This window comes from Streptomyces sp. SID8374, assembly GCF_009865135.1.
In the GTDB taxonomy this organism is placed as follows: Bacteria; Actinomycetota; Actinomycetes; order Streptomycetales; family Streptomycetaceae; genus Streptomyces.
Genome location: NZ_WWGH01000001.1, coordinates 4138506 through 4156525 on the forward strand (window position 1 = coordinate 4138506; position 18020 = coordinate 4156525).

Below are 18020 nucleotides of genomic sequence, written 5' to 3' on the forward strand. Positions count from 1 at the left end.
CACCCCACTCCGCTTCCCCGTCTGTGACCGCGCCCACGGGAGGTCCCCTCGATGTCTGACGCCACGCTGAACTCCGTCACGCAGGACCCGGGCGACTTCGCCGTCCAGATCGCGGACCAGATCAAGACGTTCATCGTCGCGGTCACCGAGGTCTCCAAGGTCGAGGAGCCGGAGGAGGCCGTTCCGGTCCTGCTGCTCCAGGTCTCGCAGCTCCTGCTCGCGGGCGGCCGCCTCGGCGCGTACGAGGACGTCCTCCCCGACGAGCGGTACGAGCCGGACCTCGGCCCCGAGCCGGACGCGGACGGCCTGCGCGAGCGGTTCGCGGCCCTGCTGGAGCCGATCGACGTCTACTCCGAGGTCTTCGACCCGTACGAGCCCCGCAAGGCCCCGGTCCCGCACCGCATCTCCGACGACCTCGCGGACCTGGTCACCGACCTGGGCCACGGCCTCGCCCACTACGAGGCGGACCGCACGGCCGAGGCGCTGTGGTGGTGGCAGTTCTCCTACTTCTCCAACTGGGGCTCCACCGCCTCCGCCACCCTCCGCGCCCTCCAGTCCCTGGTCGCCCACATCCGCCTCGGCCAGCCCCTGGAAGAACTGGACGGCCTGGACACCGACCAGGACCCGGGCGAGGACGACCTGGCCGAGGAGGCGGGCCGCGTCATGCTCCAGGAGATCGCGGGCCCGCTGGGGCTGCGGCCGGTGAAGTAGGCGGTACGGGTCCACCTGCGAGGTTGTCCCCCTTGACCTCAACCGCGCTTGAGGCGTGAAGCTCGTCCTGCCCGGACCGACCGGCGCAGCGCGGCACCGCACGGCAGGAGACCCTCATGGGCACCGGAACCCCCACCGTCCTCGGCGTACCCGCCCAGCAGGAGGACGTGGACGCGATCGTCGCGTTCGTGGCGGCAGTGCAGGACGCCCAGCAGAGCGCGGACCCCGAAGCGTTCCTCAGCGGCTTCCGCGAGGACGCCATCTGGACCACGGCCCACGGGAAGAGGCTGACCGGGCTGCCGGAGATCGGCGCCTTCACCCGCAAGGTGCTCCCGCCGCAGGCAGATTCCCCGGTGGTCGCGACGTACACCGTCGACCTCATCCTCTTCATCCGCCCCGACGTGGCGGCGGTCAAGATCCGCCAGCGCCCGGTAACCCGCGACGGAGGGGAGTACCTGGACGAGATCTTCCACGGCCAGGAGGACCCCTCCGAACTCGTCGCCGCCCACCCCGAGTCGGTCCCCGGCACCCCGACCTACGTCCTGGCGAAGGACGACGGCGTCTGGCGGATCGCGGCCGCGCAGAACACCTCGGTCATCGACCCGGAGACACTGGCAGCGGGGTGAGGCGTGCCCCCCCCGGGCGTTGTCGGCGGCGCCGGGCACGGTACTGGTGGCCGTCACCCCCCCGTTGCGGGCTAGGGCGCCTTCTGCGCGTGGCCGACCGTTGCCGCTCTTGAAGGCCACCGCCGCCCCGGGACCCGTGCCGGGGCGGCGGTGGCGCACAGTGGTGCGTATGACGACGCCACCCACGCAGCCGACCCCCGCCGAGCTGCTCCGCTCCTTCGCCCGCACCCGCGCCTCGCTGGACGGCGAGGAGGTCACGTACTGGTGGTCGGGGGACGTGTACTCCTGGGCCCCCGACGAGCCCTACCAGCGCCTCTTCGGCTTCGAGGGGCTCAACGTCGCCCGCCTGGTCCAGGACGTCGAGGCCGGGCCGGACGCGTACCAACTGCTCACCCGGGAAGCCGCGTTCTACCTGGACCCCACCACCCGCGAGATCCTGGAGACCTGGCAGGACCGGCCGGTGGTGCACGTCTGGAACGACCCGGCCAACCAGAAGTGGCGCCCCTTCCCGATCCCCACGACCGAGCTCGGCGGCCAGGTCTGCTTCAGCCTGGAGATCCCGCTCGCCTACCCGTCGCCGCTGCCGGTGGCCCAGTACCCGGAGCACTCGGCCGGCGACACCTACAAGGCGCTGGAGCTCTTCCAGTTCTTCGCCGACCGCGCGGACCTGGCCGGACCGGCGCCCAGCGTCCCGGCCACCATGTCGTGGTCGCGGATGTCGCCGTGGCTGCCGTGGATGGCCCAGGGGCAGCGGCCCGGCGGGCTCACCTTCCACTGCCGGGGCCGCAAGCTGGGCTCGTACGACGAAGTCCCGGAGCGGACCCGTACGTACATCGCGGACCACCAGCCGGAGTTCGCCCACGCCCCGGAGGAGTGGAGCGAGCCCAACGAGACCAGCTGGACGTACTTCCGCAAGCTCCACCCGGTGCCGTGAGCGGTCGCTCCCGCAAGCGCCGGCCGGTGCGGTGAGCAGTCGCTCCCGCAAGTTCCCCGGCGAGGTGAGCAGTCAAGCCGCGTACCCCGGCCGGCGCCGTCGACTCGCGCATTCCGCCCCGAAGGTGTGGGCTGGGACACAAAAGGGAGTGCGGTCCTCCGGGATGGGCAGCAGCCTCGTACGAGCAGTTCGGGTCGACACGCCGTACCGGGTTGTGAGCGGGACATCTCACCATCTGGTAAGGACGGGTCGATTCCGGACTGCTCGTTAAACTGAGCCGACCGCAGTAATGACTGAGCGAGGAGCGCACGTGGGCCTTGTCGTGCAGAAGTACGGAGGCTCCTCCGTAGCCGATGCCGAGGGCATCAAGCGGGTCGCCAAGCGAGTCGTCGACGCCAAGAGGAACGGCAACCAGGTGGTTGTCGTGGTGTCCGCGATGGGCGACACGACGGACGAGTTGATAGATCTCGCCGAGCAGGTGTCTCCGATGCCTACCGGCCGGGAATTCGACATGCTGCTGACCGCGGGTGAGCGGATCTCCATGGCCCTGCTGGCGATGGCGATCAAAAACCTGGGCCACGAGGCCCAGTCGTTCACGGGCAGCCAGGCCGGTGTCATCACCGACTCGGTCCACAACAAAGCGCGCATCATCGACGTCACGCCGGGCCGCATCCGGACCTCGATCGACGAGGGCAACATCGCCATCGTCGCCGGGTTCCAGGGCGTGAGCCAGGAGGGCAAGAACATCACCACCCTCGGCCGCGGCGGGTCGGACACGACCGCCGTCGCGCTGGCCGCCGCGCTGGACGCCGAGGTCTGTGAGATCTACACGGACGTCGACGGCGTCTTCACCGCGGACCCCCGGGTCGTGAAGAAGGCGAAGAAGATCGACTGGATCTCCTTCGAGGACATGCTGGAGCTGGCCGCGTCCGGCTCCAAGGTGCTGCTGCACCGCTGCGTCGAGTACGCACGCCGTTACAACATCCCGATCCACGTCCGCTCGTCCTTCTCCGGACTGCGCGGAACCTGGGTCAGCAACGAGCCGCAAGGGGACCAGAAGGTGGAGCACGCGATCATCTCCGGAGTCGCCCACGACGTCTCGGAGGCCAAGGTCACCGTCGTCGGCGTCCCGGACAAGCCGGGCGAGGCGGCCGCGATCTTCCGCGCCATCGCCAACGCCGAGGTCAACATCGACATGGTGGTGCAGAACGTCTCCGCCGCGTCGACCGGCCTGACGGACATCTCCTTCACCCTCCCCAAGTCCGAGGGCCGCAAGGCCATCGACGCCCTGGAGCGGGCCAAGGGCCCCATCGGCTTCGAGTCGCTGCGCTACGACGACCAGATCGCCAAGATCTCCCTGGTCGGCGCCGGTATGAAGACCAACCCGGGCGTCACCGCCGGCTTCTTCGAGGCGCTGTCCGACGCGGGCGTGAACATCGAACTCATCTCGACATCCGAGATCCGCATCTCGGTGGTCACGCGTGCCGACGACGTCAACGAGGCCGTGCGCGCCGTGCACACCGCCTTCGGCCTCGACAGCGACTCCGACGAGGCCGTCGTCTACGGGGGCACCGGCCGATGACCGCCCGCCGCCCTTCGCTCGCGGTCGTCGGTGCGACCGGGGCGATCGGCGGCGTCATGCTCCGGATCCTCTCGCAGCACGCGGACGTCTGGGGCGAGGTCAGACTCGTCGCCTCACCGCGCTCGGCCGGCCGGAAGCTGGTCGTGCGCGGTGAGGAGACCGAGGTGCTCGCGCTCGTCGAGGACGTGTTCGACGGCGTGGACGTGGCCCTCTTCCTGGTACCGGACGCCGTGTCCGCCCACTGGGCACCGATCGCCGCGTCCAAGGGCGCCGTGGTCGTCGACGACTCGGCGGCCTTCCGGCTGGACGACGACGTACCGCTGGTCGTCCCGGAGATCAACCCGCACGCCGCCCGGCTCAGACCCCGTGGCATCGTCGCCTCCCCGAACTGCACCACGCTGTCGCTGATCGTCGCGGTCGGCGCACTGCACGCGGAATTCGGGCTGCGCGAACTGATCGTCTCCTCCTACCAGGCGGTCAGCGCCGCGGGCCGCGACGGCGTCAGGGCCCTGCGCGAACAGCTGTCGCTGGTGGCCGGTACGGAGCTGGGCACCCACCCCGGTGACGTACGCCGGGCCCTGGGCGACGACGCCGGTACGGCCGACAGCCCGTTCGCCGCGCCCGTCGCCCTGAACGTCGTGCCGTGGGCCGGTACGGACGCCGGGGGCGGCTGGTCCTCCGAGGAGCTCGCGATCCGCGAGGAGACCCGCAAGGTGCTGGCCCTGCCGGGGCTGAAGACCACCGCGACCTGCGTGTACGTCCCCGTCATCGCGACGCACTCCATGTCCGTCCACGCGCGCTTCGAGAACGAGGTAGCCGTCGACCGGGCCCACGAGATCCTGGCGACCGCACCGGGCGTCGTCCTCTTCGACAGCCCGGCGTCCGGGGATTTCCCGACCCCGTCGGATGTGGTGGGCACCGATCCCACCTGGGTCGGCCGGGTACGGCGTTCGATGGACGACCCCCGGGCCCTGGAAATGTTCATTTGCGGCGATAATCTCCGTAAAGGTGCGGCTTTGAACGTCGCACAGATCGCGGAATCGGTGGCTGCGGAAATCACCGTGGCCTGAGCAAAGCCGTTCCGCCCTGCTCACCCCGCGGATTGATCGAACCTGTTTTGTAGGATCTGTGAACGCCCTATGAGCAATTACCTGGTCTGAACCTCTTGAGCTGGGGCGTTGTCATATCCGACGATGATCTCCCGGCCTTCTGCAACCGCACGTCGGCCGGGCAGCGTCTATGCCGTGACTTCTTGCGTGACGGGACGCATTTACGGGGCATTTGGGGAAGAGCAGGTACGTATGAGGGCATGTCGCACAGCGCTGAACGTGGCGCCGTACGCGTACAACCCTGACGGGGGGCAGCGTGTCCAACAGGCGTGGCAGAGGTTCTCGACATCACAGTGGTGGGCCCGTTGCGAGGCGCGACCGTGCGTCCGCTCCGGCGGCCCCGCGCGCCCGGCGGCATGCCGGTGATCGCGCCCATGCCCGCTGCACGCCCGGCCCAGCTGCCCTCGCAGCGCGGGGGTGCTGACGAGACGGTGGCAGCAGGAACCACGGTCGACCACCTCACCGAGACCTACCGCGCCCACTACCGTTCGCTGCTCGGCCTCGCGGCCCTGCTGCTGGACGACACCGCGTCCTGCGAGGACGTGGTGCAGGAGGCGTTCATCCGCGTGCACTCCGCGCGCAACCGCGTCCGGGAGCCCGAGAAGACCCTCGCCTACCTCCGCCAGACCGTCGTCAACCTCTCGCGCTCCGCGCTGCGCCGCCGCATCCTCGGGCTCAAGCTGCTCTCCAAGCCGATGCCGGACATGGCGAGCGCGGAGGAAGGCGCCTACGACCAGCTGGAGCGGGACGCCCTGATCAAGGCCATGAAAGGGCTCCAGCGACGCCAGCGCGAGGTGCTGGTGCTGCGGTACTTCGCGGATATGACGGAGGCCCAGGTCGCGGAGACGCTGGGAATTTCGCTGGGCTCGGTGAAGGCGTACGGCTCACGCGGAATCGCGGCGCTGCGCGTCGTGATGGAGGCCCAGACATGAGCGGGCCCGAGCAGCACCGGCACGAGCACAGGCACGAGAATGACCCGACGGGAAACGGAATTGTGAACCACGGGCCGGAGAAGACTCCGCACACCGATCCGGACCGACCGGACGGTCCGGGCAACCGACCGGACGGGCTGGACGGCCCGGACGGTACGCAGGACGAGAGCGCCCCCAGCGAGCCGGACGAGAGCCTGGAACCCGGGCCGTCACCCGTGCCGCCGAGAGCGGACGGGGACGGCGACAGCGCCGGGGCCGATGCCGACGGCAGTGCTGGGGGCGCGGCTGACGGCGGCGGCGATGGGGCTGAGGGCGGCGGCAGTGCTGTGGGCGGTGCCGACGGCGGCGGCGACGGGGCTGATGGGGCCGGGGAGCTCCGAGCGGCCGACGCGGTCCGCGCGCACGCGGATCGTCCGGGCCCTGCCGACTCCGGCGACCCCGCAGGTACGCTCACCGACCTCTTCGGCGGCGGCAGGGGCATCCGAGGCGGCCGAGGCGGCCGAGGCGGATCCGCTGACGGCTCCGGGAGCGGTGGTGGCTCCGGCCTCGGTGACGGCTCCGGGAGCGGTGATGGCCTCGGCCTCGGTGACGGCCCGCGGAGCGGTGAGGGCTTCGGTAGAGGTGGTGGCGCCGGCCTCGGTGACGGCCCGGGGAGCGGTGACGGCTTCGGCCGCGGTGGCGGTAGCGGTGGTGGCGCCGGTGCCGGCTTCAGCGCCGGTGGCGGCCTCGGCACCGCTGACGGCCCCGGCCCCGGCCTCGGCGGTATGGACGGCGAGCTGGACGAGGTGGCCCTGCGCCGGATGCTGCACGGAGCGGTCGGAGGCCTCGAACCCTCCGACCGGACCCTGGAGCACCTGCAACGCGCAGTGCCCGCACGGCGCGCCCGCCGACGACAGGCCGGCGTCGGCGCGGCCGCGGCGGCGCTGCTGATCGGCACCGCCGTCCCCGCCTTCGTACACGTGGCGAACTCGGACGGCCCCTCCACCGCGCTCCCCGCCATCGCCGGACACGGCGAGCAGGCGCAGGGTGGCAACGGGGAGGAGACCGGCCCCCAGGCACCCGGCGGCCGGAGCGTGGAGCCCACCGACCAGGAGAGCCGGGGCGGCGACGGTGAACCGGACCCTTCCGGCTCCCCCTCGTCGGACCGTGCCGAGGACCCGGAGGGCGGTGGAGCGACGGGCGGTGCCTCCGCGCCGCCGCACGTGGACCTCGCCTCCCTGCCGGTCTGCGACCCGGGCCAGCTCGGCGTCGCCTCCGCGGGGGCGGGCTCCCCGGGCGCCGACGGCACGGTGTACGGCAGCTTCAGGATCGCGAACGTCTCCGGTACGGACTGCACGGTCAGCAGCAACGGCACCGTCGGCTTCACCGCCCTCGGCGCGGCGGACCCGCTCAAGATCAATGTGGTCCAGCACACGGCGGGCGACGCGGCCCCCGGCCTGCCCGACCCCTCGCAGGAGCCGGGCACGGTGCTGCTGAAGCCCTCCATGGCCTACGAGGTTCAGTTCGCCTGGGTGCCGGCCGACACCTGCCCGGCCGTGCCCCCCTCACCCAGCCCCACCCCGTCGTCGGACGGCACCGGGGGATCGACGGGCGAGAGCTCCGGCCAGTCCGGCACCGACACACAGTCGCTGCACCAGGACGGCGGCACGGCGGACGGCAGCATCGCCGTGACGCACACCCCGGAGACGGGCGCACCGACGGCCGAGACGAAGATCAACAACGCCTGCTCGGGCACGATCTACCGGACGGGAGTCCTGCCCACCTCGTAACTCAGCCGAACCCGGGACGGCGACAATCCCACTCAGTGGCCGTCCCGCCCCGGGACCATTCAGCGGTTGCCCCGCCTAGGACCCCTGCGCGGCCGACGAAGAGGCCTCGGCCTTGGAAGCACCGGGGGCCTCGGGAGCACCAGGGGCACCAGCGGCACCGGGAGCAGCAGCGGCACCGGCAGCACCGGGGGCACCAACGGCACCGGGAGTACCGGAGGCCTCGGCTGCACCGGGAGCACCGGCGGCACCGGCGGCCTCCCGAGCACCGGGAGCACCGGCGGCCTCCGGAGCATCCCCGCCGCCCTCGCCGCCCCCATGGCCCCCACCGTCCCCACCGTCCCCGCCCTCCGGGACCAGCCCGAGGGCGACATCGCGGACGGCTTCGGCCTCGCGGCGGACCAGCCGGAACCACATGAAGAGCACGAAGCCGGCGAAGACGAACCACTCGCCCGTGTACCCCAGGTTCTGGAACGCCTTCAGATCGAGTCCGCTGCCCTGCGGAGCCGCGGCGGGCACCGGCTTCATCGCGTCGTCCGGGCCGGTCGCACCGCCCGCCTCCGTCTCCGGAAGCGTCACCCAGGCGTCGTACACGTCGTAGTCGACCAGGTTCACCAGGGACGCGGCGCTGATCATGCCGAGCTGGCCCTCGGGGAGCCCGCCCCGGGTGTTGACGCCGTCGCTGTGGATGTTCTCGGAGGCCTGGAGGTCCCCGGTCACGGTGACTTCGCCCTGCGGCGCGGCGGGCACCCGGGCCTCGCTCGCGGAACCGGGCAGCCAGCCTCGTACCACCGGCAGAGCCTTGCCGCTGTCCGTACGCAGGAGGGTCAGGACATAGAAGCCCTGGCGGTCGTCCAGTTCACGGCCGGGCACCAGGAACTGGTCGGCGTACGTCCCGGTCGCCGTGGCCGGCCGACCGGACGTCACCTTGTCGACGGGCAGCAGCTCGTCCAGCGGTTCGGCGGCCCGAGTGCTCGGATCGGGCTGCTTCGCCGCCTGCTCGTGCGACTGCACACGGTCCTCGAAGCGGCCGAGCTGCCAGGTGCCCATGAACACGCAGAACGGGATGGCCAGCACGACGAAGAGGTTGATCCCCCACCATCGCGGGGTCAGCAGGAACCGATACACCCCACCAAGGTACGGTTCCCCGCTCCGCCCTCACGGAGCGGGGTCGCCCCTTTATCCGCCCCTTACGCCCCTAGGACGTTCCCACCCCCCAGGTGCTTCAGGGCGAACTCCAGCTCCAGCCGGACCTGCTTGATGCGTTCCTCCACCACGAGCGAGCCGTGACCTGCGTCGTACCGGTAGACCTCGTGCACCGCGCCGCGCGCCGCCAGCCGGTCCACGTAGTTCTCCACCTGACGGATGGGGCAGCGCGGATCGTTGACGCCCGCCGAGATGTAGACGGGAGCGCGCACCGCGTCGACGTACGTCAGCGGGGACGAGGCCTCGAACCGCTCGGGCACCTCCTCCGGCGTACCGCCCAGCAGTGTGCGGTCCATCGCCTTCAGGGCCTCCATCTCGTCGTGGTACGCCGTGACGTAGTCCGCGACCGGCACGGCGGCGAGCCCCAGCGCCCAGGCGTCGGGCTGGGTGCCGAGCCCGAGAAGGGTCAGATAGCCGCCCCATGAGCCCCCGGCCAGGACCAGGCGCTGCGGGTCCGCGAGCCCGGACTTCACCGACCACTCCCGTACGGCCGCGATGTCCTCCAACTCGATCAGGCCGACCCGGTGCTTCAACGCGTCCGTCCAGGCGCGGCCGTATCCGGTGGAGCCGCGGTAGTTGACCCGGACGACGGCGAACCCGTGGTCCACCCAGGCGGCGGGCCCGGAGGCGAAGGCGTCGCTGTCGTGCCAGGTGGGCCCGCCGTGGATCTCGAAGACGGTGGGGAACGGCCCCTCCCCGGCCGGCTTCTGCACGAGGGCGTGGATCCGGCCGCCCGGCCCCTCCACCCACGCGTCCTCGACCGCGACCGAGGCCGGGGCCTTGGCGCCCGGCGGGTCCAGGACCACCGCGCCGCTCGTCGACCGCACCACGGGCGGCTGCGCGGCCGAGGACCACAGGTACTCCACGGTGCCGTCCGGCCGGGCCGTGGCACCGGACACCGTCCCGGCGGGCGTCTCCACGCGCACGGGCTCCGGAGCCCCCGGCTCGTACCGCCACAGCTCGCTGCGGGCCTCGAAGCTGTGATCGATGAGCAGGGCGGAGCCGTCCGGATACCACTCGGCGCCCACGTCACCGGGCAGGTCGACGGGGAGCGCGGTCTCCGTACCGGCGACCGGGTCCCAGATCATCGGCTCCCAGCGGCCCCGGCGCTGGTGCCCGACGAGAAGCCGGGTGTCACCGGCCACCGGCGCGAAGCCCAGCACGGCAAGCCCGAGCTCCTTGGTGCCGCCCTCGGTGTCGTCCAGCTCGGCCACCGTGGAGCCGTCGGGGCGCACCACGCGGAGGGCGGAGTGCATGGCGTCGCCGTGCTCGGTGTGCTCCAGCGCGATGAGCGTGCCGTCGTAGGACAGGTCCCCGACCCCGGCGGACTCGCGGTGCCGGTAGATCTCGATGGCTTCGCCACCACTCCCGTCGCCGCGGCCCGGGGGCGGGACGAGATGGATGGTCGTCCCGTCCTCATCGGTGGAACGGCCGATCACCGCGGACCCGTCGCGCCCGATGGCGAGGCCCGCCGGGTAAGAGGGCGCGAGGCCCGGGGCGGCGGGCTCGTCTTCCCCGCCGCCGAAGGGCTGGCGCATCCACACGCCGAACTCGTCGCCGTCGGTGTCGCTGAACCACCAGATGGCTTCACCGTCCGGCGTCAGCACGCCGTCGGTGGTCCCGTTGGGCCGGTCGGTCACCTGGCGCTGTCGCCCGCTCGCCCGGTCCCACGCGTACAGCTCGTAGGTCCCGGTGGCGTTGGAGACGAAGAGGGAACGGTCAGGCGCGTCCTCGGCCCAGTCGGGCAGGGACACCCTGGGCGCGCGGAACCGCTGCTCCCACTCCGGCATGGTCGAGACGTTCTCTGATTCGCTCATGCCCTCCATCCAACCCGATCGCCCGTCCGGCTGGAGAAACCTGTCCACAACCCCGGTGTGATGATCGGCCCGACCTTGCCCGCCTGTGGATAACGGCTCGCGCCCTTCCCACCCCATGGGTAGCTTTCCGGATATGTACTCCCCGACTCCGCACGACTGGCAGGACGCCAACCGCGCACGCTGGGACGAGCGCGTGCCGATCCATGTGGTGAGCGACTTCTACGACCTGGAGGCGTTCCGGGCGGGCAAGGACGTGCTGCGCCCGTTCGAGCTGGCGGAGGTCGGCGAGGTGACGGGAAAGACCCTGCTGCACCTCCAGTGCCACATCGGCCTGGACACCTTGTCCTGGGCGCGGCACGGCGCCGCGCAGGTGGTGGGCCTGGACTTCTCCGAGCCCGCCGTGGAGACCGCCCGCGGCCTCGCGGAATCGCTGGGCCTGGGCCCGGACCGCGCGGCGTTCGTGACGGCCGACGTGTACGACGCCGCGACGGCCGTCCCCGACTCCTCGTACGACATCGTCTACACGGGCACCGGCGCGCTGAACTGGCTGCCCGACATGGAGCGCTGGGCCGAGACCGCCGCATCCCTGGTCGCGCCCGGGGGCTTCCTCTACCTGGCGGAGTTCCACCCCCTCACGGACACGCTGGACGACGGGACCGGCTCGGTCGTCACCCACGACTACTTCAGCCGTGAGGCCTGGGTGGACGAGACCCCCGGGACGTACGCGGACTTCGACGCGCCGACCGTGCACAACCGCAGCGTCGAGTGGCAGCACCCGCTGGGCGAGGTGGTGACGGCGTTGGCGGCGACCGGCCTGCGGATCGAGTTCCTCCACGAACACGAGGCCACGCTCTTCCCGCGCTTCGGCACGCTGGAGCGCCACGCGGACGGCCACTACCGCTTCCCGGCGGACCGCCCGCGGATCCCGCTGATGTACTCGATCAAGGCCGCAAAACCCCAGCCATCCCGGGCATAACAGCAGCTCAGCAGTGTCTCCGGGGGCGATTGTCAGTGCCACGGGCCACACTCCTCCCATGACGGACGACACCAGCAGAATCATCACCACAGCAGGCCTGCGCACAGCAGTGGAGACGTACTGGGCGACGGCCGACGCCCGAGACTGGGACGCCTTCGCGGCGACCCTGGCGGACGAGGTGGTGTACGAGCTTCCGCAGACCAGGGAACGCATCCACGGCAAGGACCGCTACGTCCGCTTCAACCAGGAGTACCCGGGCGACTGGCATGTCCGGATCGAACGGATCGTCGCGGACGCGGAGGGCCGGCAGGCCGCCGCGCGGACCGAGTTCACGGTCGGCCCGGAGGAGATGCACGCCATCCACTTCTTCACCTTCGACGCCCGGGGCCTGATCACCGGAGTGACGGACTTCTGGCCGGAGGCGTACGAACCCCCGGCGGGCCGGGAGCACTTGGTGGAGAGGTACTGATCCGCCCGCGCTCCGCAACACGCGAAGGCGGCCCACCGGACCCACCGGCGAACCGCCTCCCTGCAAGCGGGCGGTGCGTTGGCTAAACGGCCGACCGGAAGGCAGGCAGATACCCGCCCGACTGTCCGGCCGCGGTCGGGTGGTACGAGTTGTAGACAGGCACGGTCACACTGTGGAGCCAGGCGTCACCGGAGCACAGCTCATGCCCGGTGAACTCGTCGACGACGCTGGAGAAGGTGAACCCGGCATCGGCGGCCCGCTTGGCGAGGACCCCGTTCAGCACGTCCGAAGCGTCGTTGATCGCGGCCCGCTCGGCCTCGGTGAGCCCGGCGATGCAGCTGCCCGACAGCTGGTAGAAGCGCGGATACCCGAGGACGACGACCTGGGCGGCGGGAGCCCCGGCGCGGATGCTGCTGTACAGCGAATCGAGGCTGCCGGGCAGGGAGCTGTTCATCTCGGCGACCGCGGCGTTGACGCGGCTGATGCAGGTGGCCTCGCTCCCCAGCACGCAGTCCTGCATGACATCGGCGAACCCGACATCGTTGCCTCCGGCCGTAACGCTGACCAGCGTGGTGGACGCGTCCAACGCCCCGAGCTGACCACTGGCGACGGAAGCGGTGGTAGCACCCGAGCAGGCGACGAAGGCGAACGAGGTGGGGGAGTTCGCCGCCGCCCACAGCTGTGGATAGGCGTTGGCGCTGCGACGGCAGTCACCACTGTCAGGGAGGTAGTCCCCGGCACCGACACCGGAGGAGTAGGAGTCACCGAGCGCGACATAACCGCCGGCCGCCTCGGAGTCCGCCGCGACGGCGGCCCCGGCAACACCGAGAGTGGCCACGGCGGCGAGTGCGAGAGTGGATAGGGATGCCCAGAACCTACGTACGGACATGGCTGCCGACCTTCGAAGTGTGGGGGGCGGGTGGGGGGTTGAAGGAGCGATGCAGTTTCTAGCAGCTCGCGGTACCCACCGGTAATGCCCACGCAAGAAGTCGTCTGATATGCCCGGATGATCGCGCGGAGCCCGATGCTCCGCGCGTAGATAAACCCCCAACTCCGTGTCGAACCAGCCAAGTTCAAGAAAATGTTGTGTACCCGAACGCCCCTACCCGACGGCGATTCGGCCCGGACGCAGGCCCGCTGGAGCCCCCTCCCGGCCCCCAAGTCCAACCGAACGGCTCAATCAGGCCGCCCTCCACTCGACGTGATCGCGGCGCGGCCTCCACTGCACTGCGAGCCGGGGCGGAATGCGGGGCGCGATGTGCCCGGTGCCTTGGTGGTGGTGGGGGGCCTGTGACAGCTCTCCGTTGTGTGGTGATCGCATCGGCGGACGGCCTGGATGCGCCCCGGAGCAGTAGTTACCTGGAGTAGTAGTCACGCAGACACGCAAGCGCACACAAAGTCGAGGGCCGGTACTGATTTCAGTACCGGCCCTCTGACCTGCTGCTCAGCTGTCGGGGTGGCGGGATTTGAACCCACGACCTCTTCGTCCCGAACGAAGCGCGCTGCCAAGCTGCGCTACACCCCGATGCCCACCGGTCTCCCGGCGACATCGATTACTTTAGCCCACCTGCGGCCGGAGGCGAAATCCGCTTTCTTCGGCCCTGGCCCCCGCCCCTCAGTCCCGCCCCACCAGCGTCAGCAGCGTGACCTCGGGCGGGCAGGCGAAGCGGACCGGGGTGTAGCGGTTGGTGCCGCAGCCTGCGGAGACGTGGAGGTAGGCGCGGTGGGCGCCCGCCGTGTGGGTGGAGAGGCCCTTGACCCGGTCCGTGTCCAGGTCGCAGTTGGTGACCAGGGCCCCGTAGAAGGGGATGCACAGCTGGCCGCCGTGGGTGTGGCCCGCCAGGATCAGGGGGTAGCCGTCGGCCGTGAAGGCGTCCAGGGAGCGCAGGTACGGGGCGTGGACCACGCCGATGGAGAGGTCCACGCCGGTCTCGGGGCCGCCCTGGACCTCGGCGTAACGGTCGCGCTTGATGTGCGGGTCGTCCAGGCCCGTGAACGCGATCTCCGTGCCGTCCAGCTTGAGCCGGCCCCGGGTGTTCGTCAGGTTCAGCCAGCCCGCCTCGTCGAAGGCGTCCCGCATCGGCTCCCACGGGTTGTGCACGACGCCGACCGCGGGCTCGTTGCCGTTGAGGCCGTGCTTGCCCTGGACCTTCTCCAGGAGGTAGCGGCCGGGGTTGCGCAGCTTCGGCCCGTAGTAGTCGTTGGAGCCGAAGACGTACACCCCCGGGAACTCCATCAGCGGGCCGAGCGCGTCCAGCACCTCGGGCACGGCCTCCGGGTCGGAGAGGTTGTCGCCCGTGTTCACGACGAAGTCGGGGCGCAGGCCCGCCAGCGACTGGAGCCAGGCGCGCTTCTTGCGCTGACCGCTCACCATGTGGATGTCGGACACCTGGAGGACGCGCAACGGACGGGCGCCGTGCGGGAGTACGGGGACGGTCACCCGCCGCAGGCGGAACGAGCGGGCCTCGAATCCGGCGGCGTAGGCGAGGCCGGCAGCGCCGACCGCCGCACCGACTGCCGTGACTTTCAGGGGTACTCCGTAGCGTGCGCGCATGTGTCCATCGTCGCAGACACGGTGCTGCGAGCGGAAAACCGGAGGGCGGCGGACACTCCGCACCTGTCACAATCACGGCATGACCACGCTCAAGTCCAAGCTCAAGGAAGACCTCCACACGGCCATGAAGGCGCGTGACGAGCTGACCTCGTCCACCCTTCGGCTCACCCTCACCGCGATCACCAAGGAAGAGGTCAGCGGCAAGTCGGCGCGCGAGCTCTCCGACGACGAGGTGCAGAAGGTGATCGCCAAGGAGGCGAAGAAGCGCCGCGAGGCGGCCGAGGCGTTCGCCCAGGGCGGCCGGACCGAGCAGGCCGAGCGGGAGAAAGCGGAGGGCGAGCTGCTGGACGGCTACCTCCCCAAGCAGCTCACCGACGACGAGCTGAACGCGATCGTGGCGTCCGCCGTCGAGGAGGCCAAGGCCGCCGGAGCCGAGGGGCCGCGCGCCATGGGCGCCGTCATGAAGATCGTCAACCCCAAGGTGGCCGGTCTCGCCGAGGGCGGCCGGGTCGCCGCCGCGGTGAAGAAGCTCCTCGCGGGCTGAGACCGTACGTATGTGAAAAAAAGGGGGGCGTCCCGGTCGACGGACCGGGGCGCCCCCCTTCGTACGGGCAGATCAGGGGCCTGACCTGCCGCCGCCCCGCTGGTCGTCATCGCCGCCGGTGCCGGTGCCGCCGATCAGGCCGGGCGGGAGCTGGATGCCGCCGGGCCGGTTGCGGCCGGGCTTGCCGTCCTCGCGGTCCTCGTCGCCGCCGCGGCCACCGTCCTCCTTCTCCTTGTCCTCCTTCTCCTTCGCCCGGGGGACGGAGACGTGGTTGAACTGCGGAGTCTCGGAGGCGTCGAGTGCGCCGGTCATGGCGATCCGCCAGATCGGTCCTGGGAGGCAGCCACCGCAGACCTTGTCGTAGTACTGGCCGCCGATGGTGACGTTGAACATCGAGCTCTTCTCGCCGACGTCGTCACCGACCCACACCGCGGTGGAGAGGTTCGGCGTGTACCCGACGAACCAGGCGTCCTTGCGGTCGTTCGTCGTACCGGTCTTGCCCGCGTTGTCGCGGTCGCTCAGCCCGGCCTGCGTACCGGTGCCGTCCTCGACGACGCCCTTGAGCATCTGGTTGATGGTGTCCGCGGTGTTCTCGCTCATCGCACGCGAGCACTTCGACTTCGGGACCTTGACCTTCTTGCCGTTCGGGTCGGTGATCGACTCGATGGCGATGGGCGTGCAGTACGTGCCCCGGTTGGCGAACGCGGCGTACGCGCCGGCCATGGAGAGCGGGGTGCTCACCTCACTGCCCAGGGTGATCGACGGGTTCTCGACGATCTTCTTGCCGTCACCGCGCTCGTAACCGACCTTCTTCGCCATCTCCACGGTCTCGCAGAGGCCGGCCTTCTGCTCCAGCAGCGCGAAGTAGGTGTTGATGGACTTGCCGAGCGCGCTGGTCATGTCCCAGGAGCCCTTCTCGGACTCCAGCTCGTTCTGCAAGGGCCAGTCCGCGTAGCCCGCCGGGGAGCCGGTGCAGTTGCGGAAGTCCTGCTCCTTGAGGGTCATCTTCCAGTCCGTCGAGAACGACGTCGCAGGGGTGATGCCCTTCTCCAGCGCCGCTGCCGCGGTGAACGGCTTGAACGTGGAGCCGACCTGGAAGCCGTACGTGCTGCCGCCCATCTTGTTGCTGACGGCGAGGTTCAGCACAGTCTCGTTCTGCTTCTGGTCCAAGCCGTACGGGCGGGACTGGCCCATCGAGAGGATCTTGCCGCTGCCCGGCTGCACCTGCACCACGGAGGCCGCGAACTTGTCGTCCTTGTTGACCTTCGCGGTCGCGGCCTCGTTGGCGGCCTTCTGGGCGCGCGGGTCGAGGGTGGTCTTGATGGTGAGCCCGCCGAGGTTCCAGAGCTTGGAGCGCTCCTCCTCGGTCTCGCCGAATGCCGGGTCGGTCAGGATCGTCTTGCGTACGTAGTCGCAGAAGAACCCGGAACCGCTGACGGCCGTGATGCAGCCGTTCTTCGGCTTGCTGACCTTCAGCTTGATCGGGGTCTCCATGGCCTTGTCGGCCTCGGCCTGCGAGATGGCGCGGGTGGCGGCCATCCGGGTCAGCACGGTGTTACGGCGCTTGGTGGCCTCCTCCGTGTCGTTGACCGGGTCGTAGCGGGTCGGCGACTGGACGATGCCGGCGAGCAGCGCGGCCTCCTCCACCTTCAGGTCCTTGGCGTGCTTGGAGAAGTACCGCTGGGACGCGGCCTCGACGCCGTACGCCTGCTGGCCGAAGAAGGTGATGTTGAGGTAGTTCTCCAGGATCTTCTTCTTGCCGAGCTCCTCCTCGACCTGGATCGCGTACTTCAGCTCACGGACCTTGCGGCCGAGCGTCTGCTGGGTGGCCTGCGCGACCTTCTCCTGGTCGTCGCCCGCCTCCTCGACGAACACGTTCTTCACGTACTGCTGGGTGAGGGTCGACGCGCCCTGCGCGGTCCCGCCCGTCTGTACGTTGCGGTTCATCGCGCGCAGGATGCCCTTGAGGTCGACCGCCCCGTGCTCGTAGAAGCGGGAGTCCTCGATCGCGATGATCGCGTCCTGCATGTACGGGGAGATGTCCTTGAGCGGGACCACGGTGCGGTCGCGCGAGTAGACCGTCGCGATCGGTCCGCCGTCGCGGTCCAGGATCGTGGTCCGCTGGCTGAGCGGCGGAGTCTTCAGGTTGGAGGGGATCTCGTCGAATCCTTCGACCGTCCCCTTGGCGGCGAGCCCCAACGCTCCGGCTGCGGGCAGCGCGATGCCTGCCAGGACAGCTCCGGAGAGCGCGGCGACACCGAGGAACTTGGCGGCCTGCTGGGTCGTGGTGAGACCCCCGCCCGAGCGCTTCTTTGGCATGAGGGCAGCCTAATCCGTAGTTATGAGCGTTCTGTAGGAGCAGGGGCCTCTCGGAGCGTTCGAGTACCAGACCGTGACATCCGGGTGAGGGTGCAGGTCGGAGCGAGGGCGTGGCCGCGGGGCGGACCCGGGGCAAAAGACGTCACACCGGATACGGATGGCACACCGGATGCGGACGGCACACCGGATATGGCGGGCCCACGGGCCGCGGTGCACAGACGGATACGACCACGGGCCGCGGTGCACAGACGGGTGCGCATACGGATACCCAGACGGGTGCACAGGCCGGCAGGCGCACGTCAGGCGCCTACCTTCTCATTCGCCGGACAGGCGTGCAGGCCTTGGCCTAAGCTGCTCTCAACTGTCACAGCAGTCCGGTTCCGTATCAACCCCCCTGCCGCCCCATGCACCTCTTCTGGTCATTCTTCTCCCGGCCGACGCACAGGTGAATCGCACATCACGGCGCCCCCGAAAT

Annotated in this window: 15 protein-coding genes and 1 tRNA gene; 10 read left to right on the top strand and 6 right to left on the bottom strand. The window is 70.3% G+C overall.

Going from position 1 to position 18020, the window contains the following annotated elements; genetic code table 11:
* The first annotated feature begins 51 nt into the window (after positions 1-51).
* From GTY67_RS18165 to GTY67_RS18195, 7 genes are all read left to right on the top strand, one after another.
* A complete protein-coding gene (locus tag GTY67_RS18165) occupies positions 52-711 on the top strand; it encodes a DUF5063 domain-containing protein (RefSeq protein WP_161279352.1) in 660 nt (219 codons plus the stop codon).
* A 116-nt stretch (positions 712-827) separates the two neighbouring features.
* Positions 828-1337: an SgcJ/EcaC family oxidoreductase gene (locus tag GTY67_RS18170; RefSeq protein ID WP_161279353.1), complete on the top strand. Its 510-nt coding sequence runs from the start codon at positions 828-830 to the stop codon at positions 1335-1337.
* A gap of 169 nt (positions 1338-1506) precedes the next feature.
* The gene (locus GTY67_RS18175) at positions 1507-2271 is read left to right on the top strand and encodes a DUF1838 family protein (RefSeq protein WP_161279354.1); all 765 of its coding nucleotides are present in this window, start codon (positions 1507-1509) and stop codon (positions 2269-2271) included.
* Positions 2272-2581: 310 nt separating this feature from the next.
* Positions 2582-3853 (top strand): aspartate kinase, encoded by a 1272-nt coding sequence (locus tag GTY67_RS18180; protein ID WP_093690145.1) that lies wholly within the window; start codon positions 2582-2584, stop codon positions 3851-3853.
* Positions 3850-4923, top strand: coding sequence for an aspartate-semialdehyde dehydrogenase (locus GTY67_RS18185; protein WP_161279355.1), 1074 nt, complete (start codon positions 3850-3852; stop codon positions 4921-4923). The genes GTY67_RS18180 and GTY67_RS18185 overlap by 4 nt, the downstream gene beginning before the upstream one ends.
* Positions 4924-5336: 413 nt before the next feature.
* Entirely contained in the window at positions 5337-5894 is a 558-nt protein-coding gene (locus GTY67_RS18190) for a SigE family RNA polymerase sigma factor (protein ID WP_093690451.1), read from the top strand.
* Positions 5891-7663, top strand: a complete 1773-nt coding sequence (locus GTY67_RS18195; RefSeq protein ID WP_161279356.1) for a hypothetical protein — start codon at positions 5891-5893, stop codon at positions 7661-7663. The genes GTY67_RS18190 and GTY67_RS18195 overlap by 4 nt, the downstream gene beginning before the upstream one ends.
* Before the next feature lie 75 nt (positions 7664-7738).
* Here GTY67_RS18195 and GTY67_RS18200 read toward each other — a convergent pair whose 3' ends face one another.
* Both GTY67_RS18200 and GTY67_RS18205 read right to left on the bottom strand, forming a co-directional pair.
* Positions 7739-8788, bottom strand: coding sequence for an SURF1 family protein (locus tag GTY67_RS18200; RefSeq protein ID WP_343238704.1), 1050 nt, complete (start codon positions 8786-8788; stop codon positions 7739-7741).
* Positions 8789-8850: 62 nt separating this feature from the next.
* Positions 8851-10692, bottom strand: coding sequence for a prolyl oligopeptidase family serine peptidase (locus GTY67_RS18205; RefSeq protein ID WP_161279357.1), 1842 nt, complete (start codon positions 10690-10692; stop codon positions 8851-8853).
* Positions 10693-10816: 124 nt separating this feature from the next.
* On the opposite strand from GTY67_RS18205, the gene GTY67_RS18210 reads away from it, so the two are divergent.
* Entirely contained in the window at positions 10817-11659 is an 843-nt protein-coding gene (locus tag GTY67_RS18210; protein ID WP_161279358.1) for a class I SAM-dependent methyltransferase, read from the top strand.
* 58 nt (positions 11660-11717) lie between these two features.
* The gene (locus GTY67_RS18215; protein WP_202461484.1) at positions 11718-12128 is read left to right on the top strand and encodes a nuclear transport factor 2 family protein; all 411 of its coding nucleotides are present in this window, start codon (positions 11718-11720) and stop codon (positions 12126-12128) included.
* Between the two features lie 82 nt (positions 12129-12210).
* Here GTY67_RS18215 and GTY67_RS18220 read toward each other — a convergent pair whose 3' ends face one another.
* From GTY67_RS18220 to GTY67_RS18230, 3 genes are all read right to left on the bottom strand, one after another.
* The gene (locus tag GTY67_RS18220) at positions 12211-13017 is read right to left on the bottom strand and encodes an SGNH/GDSL hydrolase family protein (RefSeq protein WP_161279359.1); all 807 of its coding nucleotides are present in this window, start codon (positions 13015-13017) and stop codon (positions 12211-12213) included.
* 562 nt (positions 13018-13579) lie between these two features.
* Positions 13580-13653: transfer RNA gene (locus tag GTY67_RS18225), tRNA-Pro, on the bottom strand.
* 90 nt (positions 13654-13743) lie between these two features.
* On the bottom strand, positions 13744-14682 hold the full coding sequence (locus tag GTY67_RS18230) for a metallophosphoesterase (RefSeq protein WP_161279360.1): 939 nt from the start codon (positions 14680-14682) through the stop codon (positions 13744-13746).
* Positions 14683-14761: 79 nt separating this feature from the next.
* On the opposite strand from GTY67_RS18230, the gene GTY67_RS18235 reads away from it, so the two are divergent.
* Positions 14762-15226 (top strand): GatB/YqeY domain-containing protein, encoded by a 465-nt coding sequence (locus GTY67_RS18235; protein ID WP_093690171.1) that lies wholly within the window; start codon positions 14762-14764, stop codon positions 15224-15226.
* Between the two features lie 72 nt (positions 15227-15298).
* Here the strand turns inward: GTY67_RS18235 and GTY67_RS18240 are convergent, their stop codons facing one another.
* Positions 15299-17545 (bottom strand): transglycosylase domain-containing protein, encoded by a 2247-nt coding sequence (locus tag GTY67_RS18240; protein ID WP_161279361.1) that lies wholly within the window; start codon positions 17543-17545, stop codon positions 15299-15301.
* Positions 17546-18020 lie beyond the last annotated feature (475 nt).

Coding starts and splice junctions, on each gene's coding strand:
- GTY67_RS18240 (WP_161279361.1), bottom strand. CDS start 17,545: ATGCCAAAGAAGCGCTCGGGCGGGGGTCTCACCACGACCCAGCAGGCC.
- GTY67_RS18205 (WP_161279357.1), bottom strand. CDS start 10,692: ATGGAGGGCATGAGCGAATCAGAGAACGTCTCGACCATGCCGGAGTGG.
- GTY67_RS18195 (WP_161279356.1), top strand. CDS start 5,891: ATGAGCGGGCCCGAGCAGCACCGGCACGAGCACAGGCACGAGAATGAC.
- GTY67_RS18185 (WP_161279355.1), top strand. CDS start 3,850: ATGACCGCCCGCCGCCCTTCGCTCGCGGTCGTCGGTGCGACCGGGGCG.
- GTY67_RS18190 (WP_093690451.1), top strand. CDS start 5,337: ATGCCCGCTGCACGCCCGGCCCAGCTGCCCTCGCAGCGCGGGGGTGCT.
- GTY67_RS18170 (WP_161279353.1), top strand. CDS start 828: ATGGGCACCGGAACCCCCACCGTCCTCGGCGTACCCGCCCAGCAGGAG.
- GTY67_RS18220 (WP_161279359.1), bottom strand. CDS start 13,017: ATGTCCGTACGTAGGTTCTGGGCATCCCTATCCACTCTCGCACTCGCC.
- GTY67_RS18215 (WP_202461484.1), top strand. CDS start 11,718: ATGACGGACGACACCAGCAGAATCATCACCACAGCAGGCCTGCGCACA.
- GTY67_RS18230 (WP_161279360.1), bottom strand. CDS start 14,682: ATGCGCGCACGCTACGGAGTACCCCTGAAAGTCACGGCAGTCGGTGCG.
- GTY67_RS18210 (WP_161279358.1), top strand. CDS start 10,817: ATGTACTCCCCGACTCCGCACGACTGGCAGGACGCCAACCGCGCACGC.
- GTY67_RS18235 (WP_093690171.1), top strand. CDS start 14,762: ATGACCACGCTCAAGTCCAAGCTCAAGGAAGACCTCCACACGGCCATG.
- GTY67_RS18175 (WP_161279354.1), top strand. CDS start 1,507: ATGACGACGCCACCCACGCAGCCGACCCCCGCCGAGCTGCTCCGCTCC.
- GTY67_RS18165 (WP_161279352.1), top strand. CDS start 52: ATGTCTGACGCCACGCTGAACTCCGTCACGCAGGACCCGGGCGACTTC.